This window comes from Aquipseudomonas alcaligenes (assembly GCF_003205495.1).
Classification (GTDB): domain Bacteria; phylum Pseudomonadota; class Gammaproteobacteria; order Pseudomonadales; family Pseudomonadaceae; genus Aquipseudomonas; species Aquipseudomonas alcaligenes_B.
Genome location: NZ_QJRX01000001.1, coordinates 429,307 through 446,000, shown reverse-complemented (window position 1 = coordinate 446,000; position 16,694 = coordinate 429,307). Strand labels below are relative to the sequence as shown.

At 69.2% G+C, this 16,694-nt stretch carries 13 protein-coding genes and 2 riboswitches; of the genes, 7 read left to right on the top strand and 6 right to left on the bottom strand.

Annotated elements, in window-relative coordinates; translation table 11 throughout:
• Positions 1-6: 6 nt before the first annotated feature.
• Positions 7-97: riboswitch (glycine riboswitch) on the top strand.
• Positions 98-195, top strand: a riboswitch (glycine riboswitch). It begins immediately after the preceding riboswitch.
• A gap of 20 nt (positions 196-215) precedes the next feature.
• Complete coding sequence (locus DMO17_RS02085) at positions 216-836, top strand: trimeric intracellular cation channel family protein (RefSeq protein WP_110680645.1); 621 nt, start codon at positions 216-218, stop codon at positions 834-836.
• Here the strand turns inward: DMO17_RS02085 and DMO17_RS02080 are convergent, their stop codons facing one another.
• A complete protein-coding gene (locus tag DMO17_RS02080; protein ID WP_110680644.1) occupies positions 837-3,716 on the bottom strand; it encodes a putative bifunctional diguanylate cyclase/phosphodiesterase in 2,880 nt (959 codons plus the stop codon). It abuts the gene before it with no gap.
• Between the two features lie 174 nt (positions 3,717-3,890).
• Here DMO17_RS02080 and uvrD point away from each other — a divergent pair, with 174 nt between their 5' ends.
• The 3 genes from uvrD (at position 3,891) to DMO17_RS02065 (ending at position 7,869) form a co-directional block, all read left to right on the top strand.
• Entirely contained in the window at positions 3,891-6,095 is a 2,205-nt protein-coding gene (gene uvrD / locus DMO17_RS02075; RefSeq protein ID WP_110680643.1) for a DNA helicase II, read from the top strand.
• A 29-nt stretch (positions 6,096-6,124) separates the two neighbouring features.
• A complete protein-coding gene (locus DMO17_RS02070) occupies positions 6,125-7,216 on the top strand; it encodes a TRAP transporter substrate-binding protein (RefSeq protein ID WP_110680642.1) in 1,092 nt (363 codons plus the stop codon).
• 77 nt (positions 7,217-7,293) lie between these two features.
• A complete protein-coding gene (locus tag DMO17_RS02065) occupies positions 7,294-7,869 on the top strand; it encodes a TetR/AcrR family transcriptional regulator (protein ID WP_110680641.1) in 576 nt (191 codons plus the stop codon).
• Here DMO17_RS02065 and DMO17_RS02060 read toward each other — a convergent pair.
• The gene (locus tag DMO17_RS02060; RefSeq protein ID WP_110680640.1) at positions 7,866-8,504 is read right to left on the bottom strand and encodes an FMN-binding negative transcriptional regulator; all 639 of its coding nucleotides are present in this window, start codon (positions 8,502-8,504) and stop codon (positions 7,866-7,868) included. The genes DMO17_RS02065 and DMO17_RS02060 overlap by 4 nt on opposite strands.
• Before the next feature lie 163 nt (positions 8,505-8,667).
• Here DMO17_RS02060 and DMO17_RS02055 point away from each other — a divergent pair, with 163 nt between their 5' ends.
• The 3 genes from DMO17_RS02055 to DMO17_RS02045 all read left to right on the top strand — a co-directional run bounded on the left by DMO17_RS02055 (position 8,668) and on the right by DMO17_RS02045 (position 12,350).
• On the top strand, positions 8,668-9,513 hold the full coding sequence (locus tag DMO17_RS02055) for a Tim44 domain-containing protein (RefSeq protein ID WP_110680639.1): 846 nt from the start codon (positions 8,668-8,670) through the stop codon (positions 9,511-9,513).
• 180 nt (positions 9,514-9,693) lie between these two features.
• Positions 9,694-11,682, top strand: coding sequence for a PhoX family protein (locus DMO17_RS02050; protein WP_110680638.1), 1,989 nt, complete (start codon positions 9,694-9,696; stop codon positions 11,680-11,682).
• A 260-nt stretch (positions 11,683-11,942) separates the two neighbouring features.
• Positions 11,943-12,350: an SMI1/KNR4 family protein gene (locus DMO17_RS02045; protein ID WP_110680637.1), complete on the top strand. Its 408-nt coding sequence runs from the start codon at positions 11,943-11,945 to the stop codon at positions 12,348-12,350.
• Between the two features lie 510 nt (positions 12,351-12,860).
• Here DMO17_RS02045 and DMO17_RS02040 read toward each other — a convergent pair.
• The 4 genes from DMO17_RS02040 to DMO17_RS02025 all read right to left on the bottom strand — a co-directional run bounded on the left by DMO17_RS02040 (position 12,861) and on the right by DMO17_RS02025 (position 16,579).
• On the bottom strand, positions 12,861-13,541 hold the full coding sequence (locus tag DMO17_RS02040; RefSeq protein ID WP_110680636.1) for a Fe2+-dependent dioxygenase: 681 nt from the start codon (positions 13,539-13,541) through the stop codon (positions 12,861-12,863).
• 18 nt (positions 13,542-13,559) lie between these two features.
• Complete coding sequence (locus DMO17_RS02035) at positions 13,560-14,240, bottom strand: sensor histidine kinase (protein ID WP_110680635.1); 681 nt, start codon at positions 14,238-14,240, stop codon at positions 13,560-13,562.
• Entirely contained in the window at positions 14,237-15,841 is a 1,605-nt protein-coding gene (locus DMO17_RS02030; RefSeq protein ID WP_110680634.1) for a tetratricopeptide repeat-containing response regulator, read from the bottom strand. Before DMO17_RS02030 ends, DMO17_RS02035 begins: the two co-directional genes overlap by 4 nt.
• A 75-nt stretch (positions 15,842-15,916) precedes the next feature.
• Positions 15,917-16,579, bottom strand: a complete 663-nt coding sequence (locus DMO17_RS02025; RefSeq protein WP_110680633.1) for a GntR family transcriptional regulator — start codon at positions 16,577-16,579, stop codon at positions 15,917-15,919.
• Positions 16,580-16,694 lie beyond the last annotated feature (115 nt).

Genomic DNA, 16,694 nt, shown 5'->3' with positions numbered 1-16,694 from the left:
ATACTGCGCGCCCTCGCAGGAGAGCGAGGCGCCCGCTGCGCCTCCGCCGAAGGCGCAAACTCCCATGATCGCTCAGGCCCAGCACTGCGAGATTCCGATATAGCCGTCTGGAGAGCGGTCGCTGCAAGCGACCCACCGAAGGGGCAAGCGGCCACGCCGCGCAAACTCTCAGGTACAGGGGACAGGGGGAGAGGCACCTGACGCAGGAGTTCTGTGTGCTGCTCTATGTCTATCTGATCGCCATCACCGCCGAAGCCATGTCCGGGGCGCTTGCCGCCGGCAAACGCAACATGGACCTGTTCGGCGTCGCCCTCATCGCCTTCATCACCGCCCTCGGCGGCGGCACCGTGCGCGACATCCTGCTGGGCAACTTCCCGGTGGGCTGGACCCAGCACCCCGGCTACATCTACCTGACCATCTGCGCCGGCCTGTTCACCATGCTGATCGCGCGCTTCATGCACCACCTGCGCCGGCTGTTCCTCCTGCTCGATGCCATGGGCCTGATCGCCTTCACGGTGATCGGCTGTGACGTCGCCCTGAAGCTGGGTTATCCGCTGCCGGTGGTGGTGATGGCCGGGGTGATCACCGGCATCTTCGGCGGCATCCTGCGCGACATCCTGTGCAACCGCCTGCCGCAGGTGCTGCGCCACGAGCTGTACGCCAGCGTGTCGCTGCTGGTCGCCCTGCTCTACCTGAGCCTGCGCCACCTGGGCGTCGACGAGGACCTCAACCTGCTCGCCTCGTTCGCCGCCGGCCTGGCCCTGCGCCTGGCGGCGATCCGCTGGCACTGGTCGCTGCCGGTGTTCTCCTACGCGCCGGGGCGCTGGAACGGCTGATCAGCAAATCTCCGCCTGCGCCCTGAGCAGTGCGGCGAACTGCTCGGCCGGCACCGGCGGGCTGATCAGGAAGCCCTGGATCTCGTCGCAGCGCTGCAGCTTGAGGAAATCCATCTGCGCCTGGGTTTCCACGCCCTCGGCCACCACCTTGAGTTCCAGGCCGTGGGCCATGGCGATGATGGCGCGGGTGATCGCCGCGTCCTCGCCACCGGCGGCCAGCTCGCGGACGAAGGTCTGGTCGATCTTCACGTAGTCCACCGGGAACCGCTTGAGGTAGCTGAGCGAGGAATAGCCGGTGCCGAAGTCGTCGATCGCCAGCTTCACCCCCAGGTCGCGCAGCTGCTGGAAGGTGGCGATGACGTTCTCCACGTTGTCCAGCAGCTGGCTCTCGGTCAGCTCCAGCTCCAGCAGGCGCGGCGCCAGCCCGGTCTCGTCGAGCACCTGGCGCACCAGGCCGACCAGGTTGCCCTGGCGCAGCTGGTGCACCGACAGGTTGACCGAAACGCGCAGCTCGGCCAGCCCCTGGCGCTGCCATTCGCGGGCCTGGCGACAGGCCTGGCGCAGGACGAACTCGCCGATCGGCGCGATCAGCCCGGTCTCCTCGGCCAGCGGGATGAAGTCGCTGGGCGGCACCAGCCCCAGCTGCGGATGGCGCCAGCGCACCAGCGCCTCCGCCGCATTCAGGCTGTCGTCGGCCAGGCACAGCTTGGGCTGGTAGAACACCTCCAGCTGGCCCTCCTCGATGCCCTTGCGCAGCTGGGTCTCCAGCTGCAGGCGCTCCAGGGTGCAGGCCTGCAGGTTGTCGGTGTAGAACTGGAAGGTGTTGCCGCCCAGGTGCTTGGCGTGCTGCACCGCCATGCCGGCCTGGCTGAGCAGGGTGGCGACCTCGCGCGCGTTATCCGGCAGCAGGCTGATGCCGATCGAGGCGCTCACCACCAGCTCGTGGCCGCCCACGTCCATCGGCATGCGCAACTTGCTCAGCAGGCGGCTGGCGGTGCGCGCCAGGGTCGACAGGCTGGCGTAGTCGTCGAGCAGGATGGCGAACTCGTCGCCGGCCAGGCGCGCCACCGTATGCGCCTCCGGCACCGCCTGGTTGAGGCGGCGGGCCATCTGCCGCAGCAGCTGGTCGGCCACCTCGTGGCCGAGGCTGTCGTTGAGCAGCTTGAAACGGTCCAGGTCGATGTGCAGCAGGGCCATGTGCGCGGCACCGTGGCGCGCCCTGTCGCAGGCCTCGTGCAGGCGCTCGCGGAACAGGCTGCGGTTGGCCAGGCCGGTCAGCTCGTCGTAGTGCGACAGGTAGCGCAGGCGCTCCTCGGTCTGCCGGCGCTGCGACAGGTCGGAGAAGAAGCCGACGATATGGCTGACCCGGCCGCGACTGTCGCGCACCACGTTGAGCTGCAGCCACTGCGGGTACAGCTCGCCGTTCTTGCGCGTCTCGATCAGCTCGCCGCGCCAGCTGCCATGGCTCTCCAGCTGCTGGCGAATGAGCTGGTACTGGCGGCGCGCGTCGCGGCTGCTGATCAGGGTGGCCACGCTGCGCCCGAGCACCTCCTCCTTGCGGTAGCCGGTGACTTCGCTGAAGGCCTGGTTGACCGACAGCAGCAGGTAGTCGGCGTCGAGGATGACGATGCCTTCGCTGGTCGCCTCGAACACCGTCGCGGCCAGGCGCTGTTCCTCGTCCAGGCGCTTGCGCTCGGTGATGTCGCGGCGCGTGCCGAGCATGCGCAGCACGCGCCCCTGCGGGTCGCGCTCGACCGCCCGGCCACGGTCCTCGACCCAGCGCCAGCGGCCGTCGGCGTGGCGTACGCGGTACTCCACGCAGTAGCCGTCGGTGCGGCCCTTGAGGTGCTCGACCAGGGCCCGGCGCAGCAGCGGCAGGTCGTCCGGGTGCAGGCGCGGCTTGAGGTGGCTGAGCACGCCTTTGACCTCGTCCTGGCTGATGCCGAAGATGCTCTCCAGGTGGCTGTGGTGCACTTCATCGGTCTGCAGGTTCCAGTCCCACAGGCCCAGCTCGCTGGCCTCCAGGGCCAGGGCCAGGCGCGTCTCGCTCTTGCCCAGGGCATGGCTGGCGTCGTCCAGCTCCAGGGTGCGCTGGGCCACGCGGATTTCCAGCTCGTCGTGGGCACGGCGCAGTTCGCGCTCGGCGCGGCGACGCTGCTCCACCTCACGCGCCAGTTCCTGGTTGAGGCCCTCGGCGCTCTCGCGGGCGTGCTCCAGACGCTCGATCAGCGCCTGGTTCTCGAAACGCCGCAGCAGGCTGCTCTGCACCAGGCGGTTGACCTGCCAGGCCACCACGCACAGGCTCAGCAGCAGGATCAGCCCCAGCGCGCCCCAGCCCTGCTGGCGCGGGCTGTCGCTGAGCAGCAGGTAGACCACGGTCGGCAGCAGGCACGGCAGGGCGAATACCAGGAAGGCCGCGCGGCTGACCGCATAGGCCACGCTGGCGGAGAGGATGGCGGCGGCGATCAGCCCATAGACCAGGGCCTGCAGCAGGAAACGCTCGGGCGGCACCAGGAAGATGGCGGCGCAGGCCAGGGTCAGGCCGGACAGCCCGGCGCCGAGCAGGAAGGTGCGCCGCCACTGCGGGTTGGCCTGGCGCGACGGCAGCGCGGCCTTGAACGCGGTCATCTGGATCAGCCGCAGCACCGCCAGCAGCACCAGCCATACCAGCCAGCCGGCCAGCAGCAGACTGGGTTGCGGCTGCCAGAGCAGCGCCGCGCAGGCCAGGCCGCTGAGGAGCATGAACAGGGTGGGTACCTGGGAGCCCTGGTACAACAGGCGCGTGCGCTCGACCGCGATTTCGGTGGCGAACTGCTGGGCGATGGCACGCGACGCTTCCGCCGCAGCGCTGGCGGAAGCCCCCCGATTGGCTTGGGTCATAGGCGATATTCTTGTAATGGGATGCCTGACTTTTCCCGAGCATACCCGAGCTAGAGCGCCCGCCCAAGCCTGAGGCTGGCTTTTTAATGGCACCGCTCGACAAACGGCGCACGCTTGTTCACTGAGCGTACGGTGCGGTTTGCCGCCCCCGGACCCCGCCCGTAGAATGCCGCGATGCATAAAGATCCCGCCCTTCTCGACCCCGAACTTCTCCTCGCCTCCCTCAACGATGCGCAGTGCCAGGCCGTGGCCGCCCCGCTGGGCCGCCAGCTGGTGCTGGCCGGCGCAGGCTCGGGCAAGACCCGCGTGCTGGTGCACCGCATCGCCTTCCTGATCCAGTTCCTCGGCGCCTCGCCCTACTCGATCCTCTCGGTGACCTTCACCAACAAGGCAGCGGCCGAGATGCGCCAGCGCATCGAGCAGATGCTCGGCCAGAGCCCGGCCGGCATGTGGGTCGGCACCTTCCATGGCCTGGCCCACCGCATCCTGCGCGCGCACTGGCAGGAAGCCGGGCTGGCCGAGAACTTCCAGATCCTCGACTCCGACGACCAGCAGCGCCTGGTGAAAAGGGTGATCCGCGAGCTGGGCCTGGACGAGCAGCGCTGGCCGGCCAAGCAGGCCCAGTGGTTCATCAACGGGCAGAAGGACGAGGGCCTGCGGCCGAAAAATATCCAGCCCGGCGGCGACCTGTTCCTCGCCACCATGCTGAAGATCTACCAGGCCTATGAAGACGCCTGCGCGCGCACCGGGGTGATCGACTTCGCCGAGCTGCTGCTGCGTGCGCTGGACCTGTGGCGCGACAAGCCCGACCTGCTGGCGCACTACCAGAAGCGCTTCCGCCACATCCTGGTCGACGAGTTCCAGGACACCAACGCCGTGCAGTACGCCTGGCTGCGCCTGCTGGCCAAGGGTGGCGAGAGCCTGATGGTGGTCGGCGACGACGACCAGTCGATCTATGGCTGGCGCGGCGCCAAGATCGAGAACATCCAGCAGTTCAGCAGCGACTTCGAAGGCACCCAGCTGATCCGCCTGGAACAGAACTACCGTTCCACCGCCGGCATCCTCAAGGCCGCCAACGCGCTGATCGCCAACAATAACGGGCGCCTCGGCAAGGAGCTGTGGACCGAGGGCAGCGATGGCGAGCCGATCAGTCTGTACGCCGCCTTCAACGAGCACGACGAGGCCCGCTACGTGGTCGAGTCGATCGAGGCGGCGCTGCGCAAGGACGGCTTGAAGCGCAGCGAGATCGCCATCCTCTACCGCTCCAACGCCCAGTCACGGGTGCTGGAAGAGGCCCTGCTGCGCGAGAAGATTCCCTACCGCATCTACGGCGGCCAGCGCTTCTTCGAGCGTGCCGAGATCAAGAACGCGGTGGCCTACCTGCGCCTGCTCGACGGCCGCCACAACGACGCCGCGCTGGAGCGGGTGATCAACGTGCCGACCCGTGGCGTCGGCGAGAAGACCGTCGAGGCCATCCGCGAGCACGCCCGCCACAGCGACCTGTCGATGTGGGCGGCGATGCAGCAGCTGATCGCGGGCAAAGCCCTGCCCGGCCGCGCCGCCGGCGCGCTGAGTGGCTTCATCGAGCTGATCGAGAATCTCGCCGCCAAGGTGCTGGACATGCCGCTGCACCTGATGACCCAGACCGTCATCGAGCAGAGCGGGCTGATCGCCTGGCACCAGGCCGAGAAAGGCGAGAAAGCCCAGGCGCGGGTGGAAAACCTCGAGGAACTGGTCAGCGCCGCGCGCAACTTCGAGAACAACGAGGAAGAGGAGATGAGCCCGCTGGCCGCCTTCCTCACCCACGCCTCACTGGAGGCCGGCGATACCCAGGCCGAGGAGCACGAGGACTGCGTGCAGCTGATGACCCTGCACAGCGCCAAGGGCCTGGAGTTCCCCCTGGTGTTCCTGGTCGGCATGGAGGAGGGCCTGTTCCCGCACAAGATGAGCCTGGAGGAGCCCGGCCGTCTCGAGGAAGAGCGCCGCCTGGCCTACGTCGGCGTGACCCGCGCCATGCAGCAGCTGGTGCTGACCTACGCCGAGACCCGCCGCCTGTACGGCAACGAGACCTACAACAAGGTCTCGCGCTTCGTCCGCGAGATCCCGCCAGCGCTGATCCAGGAAGTGCGCCTGAGCAACAGCGTCAGCCGCCCCTACGCGGCGCCGAGCCGGAGCATGAGCGGTGGCTCGATGTTCGCAGGCAGCCAAGTGCCGGAAACCCCCTTCAGCCTCGGCCAGCCGGTGCGCCATGCGCTGTTCGGCGAAGGCGTGATCCTCAACTTCGAGGGCAGCGGCGCCCAGGCGCGGGTGCAGGTCAACTTCGCCAGCGAAGGCAGCAAGTGGCTGATGCTGGCGTACGCCAAGCTGGAAGCGATCTGATTCAGACAGACCTACAACAAGGAGCCCCCATGATCCGCCGCCCCCTGATGCTGCTCGCCGGCATCCTCGCCGCCCTCGGCCTGGCCGCCTGCAAGGACGAGAACCAGACCGCCGCCACGCCGGCCGCCGCCCCGGCGCAGAGCTTCCAGTGGAAGATGGTCACCGCCTGGCCGAAGAACTATCCGGGCCTGGGCACCGCGGCCAACCGCTTCGCCGAGCGGGTCGCGGCGATGAGCGGCGGGCGCCTGCAGATCAAGGTGTATGCCGCCGGCGAGCTGGTGCCGGCGCTGGAGGTGTTCGACGCGGTATCCCAGGGCACCGCCGAGCTGGGCCACGGCGCCGCCTACTACTGGAAGGGCAAGGTGCCGGCCGCGCAATTCTTCACCGCCGTGCCCTTCGGCCTGTCCGCTTCGGAGATGAACGCCTGGCTCAGCCACGGCGGCGGCCAGGCCCTGTGGGCCGAGGCCTACGCACCGTTCGGCGTGAAGCCGCTGACCGTGGGCAACACCGGCATGCAGATGGGTGGCTGGTTCAACAAGGAGATCGCCTCGCTGGACGACCTCAAGGGCCTGAAGATCCGCATGCCCGGCCTCGGCGGCGAGGTGCTCAGCCGGCTCGGCGCCACCACCGTCAACCTGCCCGGCGGCGAGGTGTTCACCGCCCTGCAGACCGGCGCCATCGACGCCACCGACTGGGTCAGCCCCTACAACGACCTGGCCTTCGGCCTGCACAAGGCGGCCAAGTACTACTACTACCCGGCCTGGCAGGAACCGCAGGCGGCACTGGAGCTGCTGGTCAACCAGAAGGCCCTGGACAGCCTGCCGGACGACCTCGAGGCAATAGTCGAGGAAGCCGCCCGCGCCGCCAACCAGGACATGCAGGACGACTACGTGTTCAACAACGCCCGCGCCCTGGAAGAGCTCAAGCAGCAGGGCACCGAGCTCAAGCGCCTGCCCGACGAGGTGCTGGCCGCCCTGCGCCAGCAGTCCGCCCTGGTGCTCGGCGAGCTGGCCGCGCAGAATGAGCTGAACGGGCGCATCTGGGCCTCCATGCAGGCCTTCCAGGCCCAGGTGGCACCGCTGCACGAGGTGACCGAGAAAGAACTGTTCAACTGGCGCTGATGCCAGGACAGGCCGCCCGTCAGACCACCGTGTCTGTCGGGCCGGACTGACCATACTGTCGAACGGAGGTAGCCGCCATGCCCCGTTCGAGCCCTTCCGCCGCGCAGATCCTCGACTGCGCCCTCGACCTGGCCGAGCACTGCGGCTGGGAAGCCCTGCACCTGCACCAGGTCGCCACCGCGCTGGGCTGCGATCTGGTCGCCATCGCCAAGCACTACCGGCAGAAGGACGACCTGGTCGAGGCCTGGTTCGACCGCGCCGACCAGGCCCTGCTGGCACGCGCCAAGGGCGCCGACCTGGCCGCACTGAACGCCGAGAAACGCCTGGAGGAGCTGCTGCTGGCCTGGCTGGCGGCGCTCGCCGGGCACCGCGCGCTGACCGGACAGATGCTGCTGTACAAGCTGGAGCCCGGCCATGTCCACCTGCAGGTCGGCGGCCTGCTGCGCATCAGCCGCACCGTGCAGTGGTGGCGCGAGGCGGCCGGCCGGCAGAGCCTGCACCTGGCGCGCATCGCCGAGGAAAGCCTGCTCACCGCCGCCTACCTGCGTACCTTCGTGCACTGGCTGCGCCAGCCCCAGGCGGACGAGGCCGACCTGCGCGCCCTGCTGCGCCGCCAGCTGCGAGGCCCGGCGCTGGGCTGGCTGCTCGGCTAGGCACCGCGCAGCAGGGCCATCTCCTGCGCCAGCTGGCGCTCGACCTGCAGCGGCGAGGCCGCCAGCCCCGCGTGCACCCCGGCGAAATCGGCGGCGTCCTTGTTCTGGCTGAGCTTGGCCTTGCCCTCCAGCCGGGCGATGGGCAGGGCGAAGCCGACGATGGCGCGCAGCATGGCCTCGATGTACTCGGCCGGCGCTTCGCTCACCGCCCAGGGTCGCTCGCGGCCCTGCTCGTGCCTGTCGCTGAGGGCGCTGACCAGCGCCAGCAGGCGCTCGCGCGCGTCGAACACCTCGGCACGACCATAGGCGTGCACGGCCTGGTAGTTCCAGGTCGGCACCACCTTGCCGTGCTCGGCCTTGGACGGATAGAAGCTCGGGCTGACGTAGGCCTCGGCGCCCTGGAACACCACCAGCACCTCGGCACCGGCCTGCAGCTCGCGCCACTGCGGGTTGGCCCGGGCGAAGTGGCCGTACAGGGTGCCGAACTCGCCCTCATCCGGCGCCAGTAGCAACGGCAGGTGGCTGGCCTGCAGCCCCTGCGCGCCCTGGGTGACCAGCACGGCCAGGCGGCTGTGCTCGATCAGGCCGTGCAGCTGGCCCAGCTCGGTGGCGGCGAATGCCTTGGGAATGTACATGGCGCACCTCGCGTGCCTGTGGCGAAAACCCCGGTGTACCGGATGCCCGGCGCGGCGAACAGACACAGTTGTACATAAATCCGGAAACATTCTGCGGCTGGCCAGCCACCCGGGACTGCGGCAGCATGACGCGCGAACCACAACCTCAGCGGGATCACCCCACATGCAGCGTTTTCTCAGCATCGCCCTGGCCCTGTGCCTGGGCCTGACCCTCAGCCTCGACGCCAGCGCCAAGCGCATGGGCGGCGGCAAGTCCTTCGGCTCCGCGCCGACCCACCAGACCCGCCAGGCCGACGCCCCCAGCGCCAGCCAGCCGGCCGCCACCAGTGGCGCCGCGGCCACCGCCGGGCGTGCCGCCCCGGCAGCCAGCGGTGCTTCGCGCTGGCTCGGCCCACTGGCCGGCATCGCCGCCGGCGGCCTGCTCGCCGCCATGTTCATGGGTGACGGCTTCGAGGGCATCCAGCTGCTCGACATCCTGCTCCTCGGCCTGATCGCCTTCGTCATCTTCCGTCTGTTCGCCGCCCGCCGTCAGGCCCAGGGCCAGCCGGCGATGGCCGGCGGCATGCAGCGCCAGATGCCGCAGCAGCCGATCTTCGGCGGTAGCGCGCCGGCCGCCGCCCGCCCGGCCTTCAACGCCCCGGCCTGGTTCGACGAGCAGCGCTTCGTCAGCGCCGGCCGCGAGCACTTCCTGGCCCTGCAGCAGCACTGGGACGCCGGCGACATGGACAAGATCGCCGAGTTCGTCACCCCGCAGATGCTCAGCTTCCTCAAGGAAGAGCGCGCCAGCCTGGGCGACGGCTACCAGTCCACCTACATCGACGCCCTCGAGGTGCAGCTGGACGGCATCGACGAACTGGCCGACAAGACCGTCGCCACCCTGACCTTCCGCGGCCTGGCCAAGACCTCGCGCTTCGACCAGGGCGAGCCCTTCAGCGAGAGCTGGCGCATGGAGCGGGTCAATGGCGAAGACCAGCCCTGGCTGGTGGCCGGCATCCGCCAGAACGGCTGATCGCTGCACGCACCACGGAACCCGGGCCTGGCCCGGGTTTTTTCTGCCCGCGTCACAGCGCCGGCAAAACGTTAAGCGAGTCGCAATCCACAGATCCGCCACCTCAGCGTCACAGTCCCGTCTTCTTTGCCCGCTAGCGTCATGGCTCCGTCGCACCTCCTCAGCAGAAGGACCCGAACGATGAGCCTCGATGACCACGACGCCGTGCTCTTTGGCAGCGGCGATGAACGCCCCAGCAACCATTGCGGCAACCCGCACATGAGCGAGCTGATCGACCAGCGCCGCCGGCAGATCCTTGCCGGTGGCGCGGCCGTCGGTGCGCTGGGCTTCCTCGGTGTACTGCCACAGGCGGTCGCGGCCGCCGAACAGGGCGCCAGGCTGCCGTTCGGCAAGCGCAACCGCCTGCCCTTCGACGCCGTGCCGGTGAGCCGCGCCGACGCCATCCAGGTGCCGGCCGGTTACCGTGCCAGCGTCATCCTGCCCTGGGGCACGCCGATCGGCGGGCGCTTCCCGGCCTTCCTCGAAGACGCCAGCAACAGCGCCCAGGACCAGGCCGAGCAGGTCGGCATGCACCACGACGGCATGCACTTCTTCCCCATCGACGGCCGCCACGGTGGCGGGCGCCGCTCCAGCCACGGCCTGCTGGTGTTCAACAACGAGTACATCGACGCGCCGCTGCTGCACCCCAACGGCCCGAGCGTGGTGGACGGCAAGCGCACCTCGGCCGAAGAAGTGCGCAAGGAAATCAACGCCCACGGCGTGACCATCGTCGAGATCCGTCGCGACCGCTTCGGCGACTGGCAGGTGGTGCCCGGCCCCTACAACCGCCGCATCACCGCCGCCACGCCGATGCAGATGGCCGGCCCGGCGCGCGGCCACGCCCTGCTCAGGACCCTGCACAGCCCGGACGGCACCGCCACCCGCGGTACGCAGAACAACTGCGCCCACGGCGTGACGCCCTGGGGCACCTACCTGACCTGCGAGGAAAACTGGGCCGGCTACTTCGCCAGCCGCGACGCCGAGCTGCCGCGCGAACTGAAGCGCTACGGCCTGCGCAACAGCAGCCGCTTCGGCTGGGACACCCTGCCCGGCGACGAATTCCAGCGCTTCGACGCCACCCGCAAGGCCGCCGATGCCAGCGGCGACTACCGCAACGAACCCAACCACTTCGGCTGGATCGTCGAGATCGACCCCTTCGACCCGACCTCCACACCGGTCAAGCACAGCGCCCTTGGCCGCTTTGCCCACGAAGGCCTGATCTTCGCCCCGGTGCAAGCCGGCCGCCCGCTGGTGTGCTACTCCGGCGACGATTCGCAGAACGAGTACATCTACAAGTACGTCAGCCGCGGCAAATACCTGCCACTGCTGCGCCAGCCCGGTCGCCTGCTCGACGAGGGCACCCTTTACGTGGCGCGCTTCAATGCCGACGGCACGGGCGACTGGCTGGCCCTGGACCTCAAGGACAAGGCCTTCCAGGCCGCCTGTGCAGCCGCCGGGGTGAGCTTCGCCGACCAGGGCGAGGTGCTGATCAATACCCGCCTGGCCGCCGACATCGTCGGCGCCACCAAGATGGACCGACCCGAGTGGGGCGCGGTCAACCCGGACAACGGCGAGGTCTACTTCACCCTCACCAACAACAGCTCGCGCAGCCTCGCCGACGCCGCCAACCCGCGCGCGGCCAACCCCTACGGCCACATCATCCGCTGGCGCGAGGACCGCCGCGACCATGCCGGCCAGCGCTTCAACTGGGACATCTTCCTGCTCGCCGGGCCGCAGTCCGACAGCCGCGGCCCGGATGGCGCGGCGCTCACCGACGCGAGCATCCTGGCCAGCCCGGACGGCCTGTGGTTCGACCCGGACGGCCGCCTGTGGATCCAGACCGACATGAGCGGCAGTCAGCTGGCCAGCGGCCCCTTCGGCCACAACCAGATGCTGGTGGCCGACCCGCGCACGGGCCAGGTCAAGCGCTTCCTTACCGGCCCGATCGGCGCCGAAGTCACCGGCATCAGCGCCACGCCGGACTTCCGCACCCTGTTCGTCAACATCCAGCACCCGGGCGAAGGCTCCACCGCGACCAACCTGCTCAGCAGCTGGCCGGACGGCCCCGGCCGCCGCCCGCGCTCGGCCACCGTGGTGATCACCCGCGAGGACGGCAAGCGCCTGATGTAAGGCCCAAGCAGCTATATGTCGCTCCCCCCTCTCCCATGAGAGGGGAGGGAGCGACAGCCGCCACACGCGAACAGATCGCCTCGCGTAGCCCGGATGCAATCCGGGAACTGAGCCGCCGGTTTTCCCGGGTTGAATCCGGGCTACGTCCTGAAGCCGTGCAGCCCATGATGACCGGCCCTCTTCCGCTCGGCGCCCGTACAGGGTAAAACGCGCCTCCGTTCGGCTACCCTCTAGCCGAAACCGCTTGCAGGAGACGTCCCGTGGAAGAAGTCATCGATCAGCTGCGCGAACTCAACGAGCCGGTGCCGGTGCCACTGGAGCTGCCGGACGAGGAGACCCTGGTGGAGATCCAGGAGCAGATCCTCATCCACCTGCCCTTCGAGCTGCGCGAATACCTGCTCAAGGTCAGCGACGTGGTCTACGGCCGCCTGGAGCCGGTTACCGCCAGCGACCCGCACTCGCACACCTACCTGCCGGAAGTCGCCTCGGTGGCCTGGGACCGCGGCCTGCCGCGCGACCTGGTGCCGCTGTGCCAGGACGGCAGCGACTACTACGCGGTGGACGTGGAAGGCACCGTGTGGCTGTGGGACGGCAGCACGGGCGAACTCACCGACGAGAGCTGGGACTCGGTCTGGCACTGGTGCCGCGACGTCTGGCTGGAAAGCTGAACAACGAACACTTGTCTGGCTGAAGTCTCAGCATGCCAGCCTGTAGCACCGCGCGGTGGGCCGGCCGCAGCTATGCCGAGGAAGTGCTGCACAGCCTCGACCAGGCGCCGGATCGGCTCAAGACGCGCTACGCCAGCTGGCCGGTCATTCCGGTGGCGCCATCTGCTGGGCGGTGCCGACCGGGTCATTGCGCTGGAGTTGCTGCAGCACTACCGCGCACAGCTGGGGCCTGCCCGCTGCCCGGCGTCGGCCATGCCGAGGGCTGGCGACGGGCCTGGGCCGAGTGGCGCCAACAGCCGCTGAGCTGCACGCCCTGAAGGCTCTTGGGTAAGCGCGAGCTGGGGTCTGTGTAGCCCGGATGCAATCCGGGTAGCAGGCGGCTCCGCGCCCGGATTGCATCCGGGCTACAGGTCTAGGGCAGCGCGGCCCTCTCCCAGCCTCTCTCCCGCAAACGGGCGAGGAGTGCTCTGGTCGATCATTTGCAGGGGCGCGGCAACATGGGCCAGCCGCTCAGATCTCCGCCCACTGACGCACCAGATTGCTGTACACGCCGGTCAACTGCACCACGCTGGCATGGCCATGGCCCAGCTCGCGCGACAGTTGCTGCACGCTCTGGTCCAGCTCGAACAGCAGGCGGCGCTGTTCGGCGTCGCGCACCATGCTCTGCAGCCAGAAGAAGGCGCACAGGCGCGTGCCCTGGGTCACCGGGCAGACCTGGTGCAGGCTGGTGGAGGGGTACAGCAGGAGATCACCGGCGGCCAGCTTGATGCTGTGGGTGGCCAGGCTGGCGACTATCTCCAGCTCGCCGCCCTGATATTCCTCCGGGGCACTGAGGAACAGGGTGGCGGACAGGTCGGAACGCAGCAGCTCGCCGCCGGCCAGGCGCTGCACCGCGTTGTCCACGTGCAGGCCGTAGCTCTGTCCGGCCTGGTGGCAGTTGAAGCGGGGCGCCAGCACCCGCCGCGGCAGGGCGGCGGACATGAACAAGGCGTTGCGCTCCAGCGCAGCGAGGATGGTCTGCCCCAGCCGCTGCGCCTCGGCGCTGTCGGTCGGCAGCTGCAGGTTGTTCTTCACCTGCGCCGAGGTCGCCCCCGCGGTCTGCCGGCCGTCCACCCACTTCGCCTGCTGCAGCACCTGGCGGCACTCGGCGACCTGCTGTGGCTTCAGCACCTGGGGAATATGCAACATCATCGGATCGTCTCTCGGGTATCAGGGCAGGTAGATGCGGAACTCGCCGCCGCCCAGCGGCCCGCCGTTGCCCAGCTCGATGCGCCCGCGGCGGCCGTCCCGTTCGTGCAGCTCGGCGATGCGCGCGGCGAAGTACAGGCCCAGGCCGGTGCTGCCGCTGCTCTGGTTGAGGCCGAGTACGTAGTCGCCCTGCTGCTCGACCATTGCCGCCGGATAGCCGGCGCCGTCGTCGTTGATGAACAGCAGCAGTTCGCCGTTTTCCTCGCGGGCGCCGATCAGCAGGGCACTGCGCGCATAGCGGATGGAGTTGGCGATGACGTTGCCGACCACCGAACCGACCAGTTCCTGGTCGAAGAAACCCATCAGATCGAACGCCTCCACCTCGCCGCGGGCGGCGATGCCACGGCTGTCGAGGATTTCCTGGTGGCGCGCCAGCTGGGCACCGATGAAGTCGTCCAGCTCGTGGTACGCCGGGTACAGCGGCAGCTGGTTGACTCCCAGCTTGTACAGGCCGAGCAGCTGCACCAGCATGCCGTTGAGGCGCGCCGCCTCGTACTCGATCACCCCGCGCTCGGGGCTCGCCTGCAATTCGGCCGGCAGCTGCGCCAGCCAGCGCGCCTGGGCCTGGCCGAGCAGGGCCAGGGAGTTCTTCATGTCGTGCACGGTGGAGGCGATGACCGTGGCGAGGTCCAGCCCGCTCATGTGCCGAAGGCCTTGCGCCGCAACTGCTGGTAGCGCTCGTGGCGCGGATCGCTGGCCGGGATCATGCGCACTGCGTCGAGGCAGGCCCGGCATTCGGCGAGCAGCTCGGCGCTGGGTGCATCGCCGCCCAGGCGCAGCAGCGATTGCGCGGTGTTGAGGGCGATGCTGATGTTCTTCGGCTGCAGCGCCAGGGCCCGGCGGAACAGCTCCAGGGCATCGCTGGCGCGGCCCAGCTGGTAGGCGCGCACGCCCTGACGGTTGAGCTCCACCGCCTCCTTGCCGCCGGAGAGGATGGCCGGGTCGTCGGTCAGCCTGGCGATGCCCTCCATGACCTTGGCATCGTCGCCGTAGATCTCCACGCAGCTCTTCAGCATGGCTGCGCCGGCTTCGGCCTGGCCCAGCTGCTGCAGTTGCCCAGCCACGGCCAGGGCCGCCTCGGCGGAAAGGAATTCGCCGAGGCTGTCGAGCTGCGCCACGGCCTGGGCGGCCAGCTGCGCGGCGCGCGCCGGGTCGCCGGACTTGTGCAGGCTGCTGGCCTGCATCAGGCGCGCACGCACCTGCAGCGCCGGGTCGTCGCCGTACTGGTTGTCCAGTTCGGCCAGGGTCTGGTTGATCTCGGCCAGGGCACGCTTGTCCAGGCTCTCGTCGCCGGCGCCGGCGATCAGCGCCTGGCTCAGCCCCAGGTAGTTCTCCGGGCTCTTCAGGCGCGAGTTGCGGCCCTGCTCGACGGCGCTGCGGTAGGCCTTGGAGGCACCCTGGAAATCCTCGTTGCGCATCGCCAGCTTGCCCAGCTGCATCTGCCGGCGCATGGCCAGCGGCGAGATGCGCACGGCATCCTCCAGCACTTCCTGGGCGCGCCGGGCCTCGCCCTGGGCCTCCAGCACGGCGGCCAGGCCGTCGTACAGGCCGGGCTGCATGGGGAAGGTCTGCAGCGCCTTCTCGAAGACCTCCTTGGCCCGCACCAGGTCGCCACGCGCCAGCAGCAGGTTGCCCAGCGCCTGGCAGGCCCAGGGCACCGCGCGCTCGGCCAGCACGCCGCCGAGCAGGCGCTCCAGTTCATCGACACGGCCCAGCTCGCGCAGGGCGCCGGCCTTGTGCCGCAGGCACAGCGGCACGAGGCGCTTGTCCTGCTGGGCCAGGCGCTCGCAGGCGGCCAGCACCTCCGCCGGGGCCTGCTTGTCGAGGGCCTGCAGCACCGGTTTGAGCAGGGTCTTGCGCTCCACCAGCTTGTCCAGACGCTGGGCCAGGCTGGCGCGGTTGAACGGCTTGGTCAGGTAGGCGTCCGGCTCGTGTTCGAGGGCGCTGAGGACCATGGCCTGGCTGCTCTCGGCGGTGACCATGACGAAAATGCACTGATGGCTGATCAGGCGCGCGGCGAGCAGCTCCTCGAGCACCTGCTGGCCGTTCTTGCCGGCGCCCAGGTTGTAGTCGTGGAGGATGATGTCGTAGCGCTTCTGCCGGCACATGGCGATGGCTTCCTCGCCCCGGTTGGCGGTATCCACGTCACGCGCGCCCATCTCACGCAGCATGGCCTTGACCGAGCTGAGGAAGTCGTTGAAGTCGTCGACCACCAGAAAACGCTTGTCGCTGTAGTCCTGCATCGGGCAATCCTTGGTGTCGGAGAAGCGATCGCCTTCAGTGTAAGACAGGAAACGCCGGCGGCGAGATCGGCATGATTACCGAGCCGGCGCCGGGTGCTGTTCCAGCTCCAGCAGGTTGAGGAGGAAGCGCGCGAAGTAGATCAGGTCCTGTTCCATGGCCTGGCGCGCGGCCTTGGCGTCGCCGGCCTCGATGGCGGCGAAGGCCTGCTCGTGAAAATCGTTGAGGCGCAGCGACAGGTCGGCGCCGGTGAACAGGCGGTTGAAGAAGGGACCGATCTGCAGCCACAGCGACTCGATGGAACGCAGCAGCACCGGGTTGCCGCAGGCGCCGTACAGCTGCAGGTGGAAGCGGCTGTTGGCCTCCAGGTAGGCCTGCACCTGGCGCTGCTCGATGGCCAGGTCCATGCGCGCCACGCAGTCGCGCAGCTCGGCCAGGTCGGCGGCCGTGAGGTTGGGCGTGGCCAGCTCGACGGCCAGGCCCTCCAGGCCCAGGCGGACCTGGAAGATGTTCTCGTAGCGCTCGCGGGTCATCGCCGGCACCCGCACAGAGCGCTGTGGCTCGCCCTCCAGGGCGCCCTCGGCGACCAGGCGCTGCAGCGCGGCGCGCACCGGCATCGGGCTGGTGCCCCAGGCGGCGGCCAGGTCGCGGATCTTCAGGCGCTCGCCGGGCTGGAAGCGCCCTTCGAGCAGGCCTTCGCGAATGCGTTGGTAGAGTTGTTCCTGCAGATTGTCGGCCATGGCTCAGAGGCTCCGTGGCGGCGCGGGCAGCTGGGACAGGGTGAGCAGGCAATTGCGCATGGTGGTCTCCGGAGGGTGGAAAAATCGGCTGGGCGATTCTGCTGGAGGCAGGCTG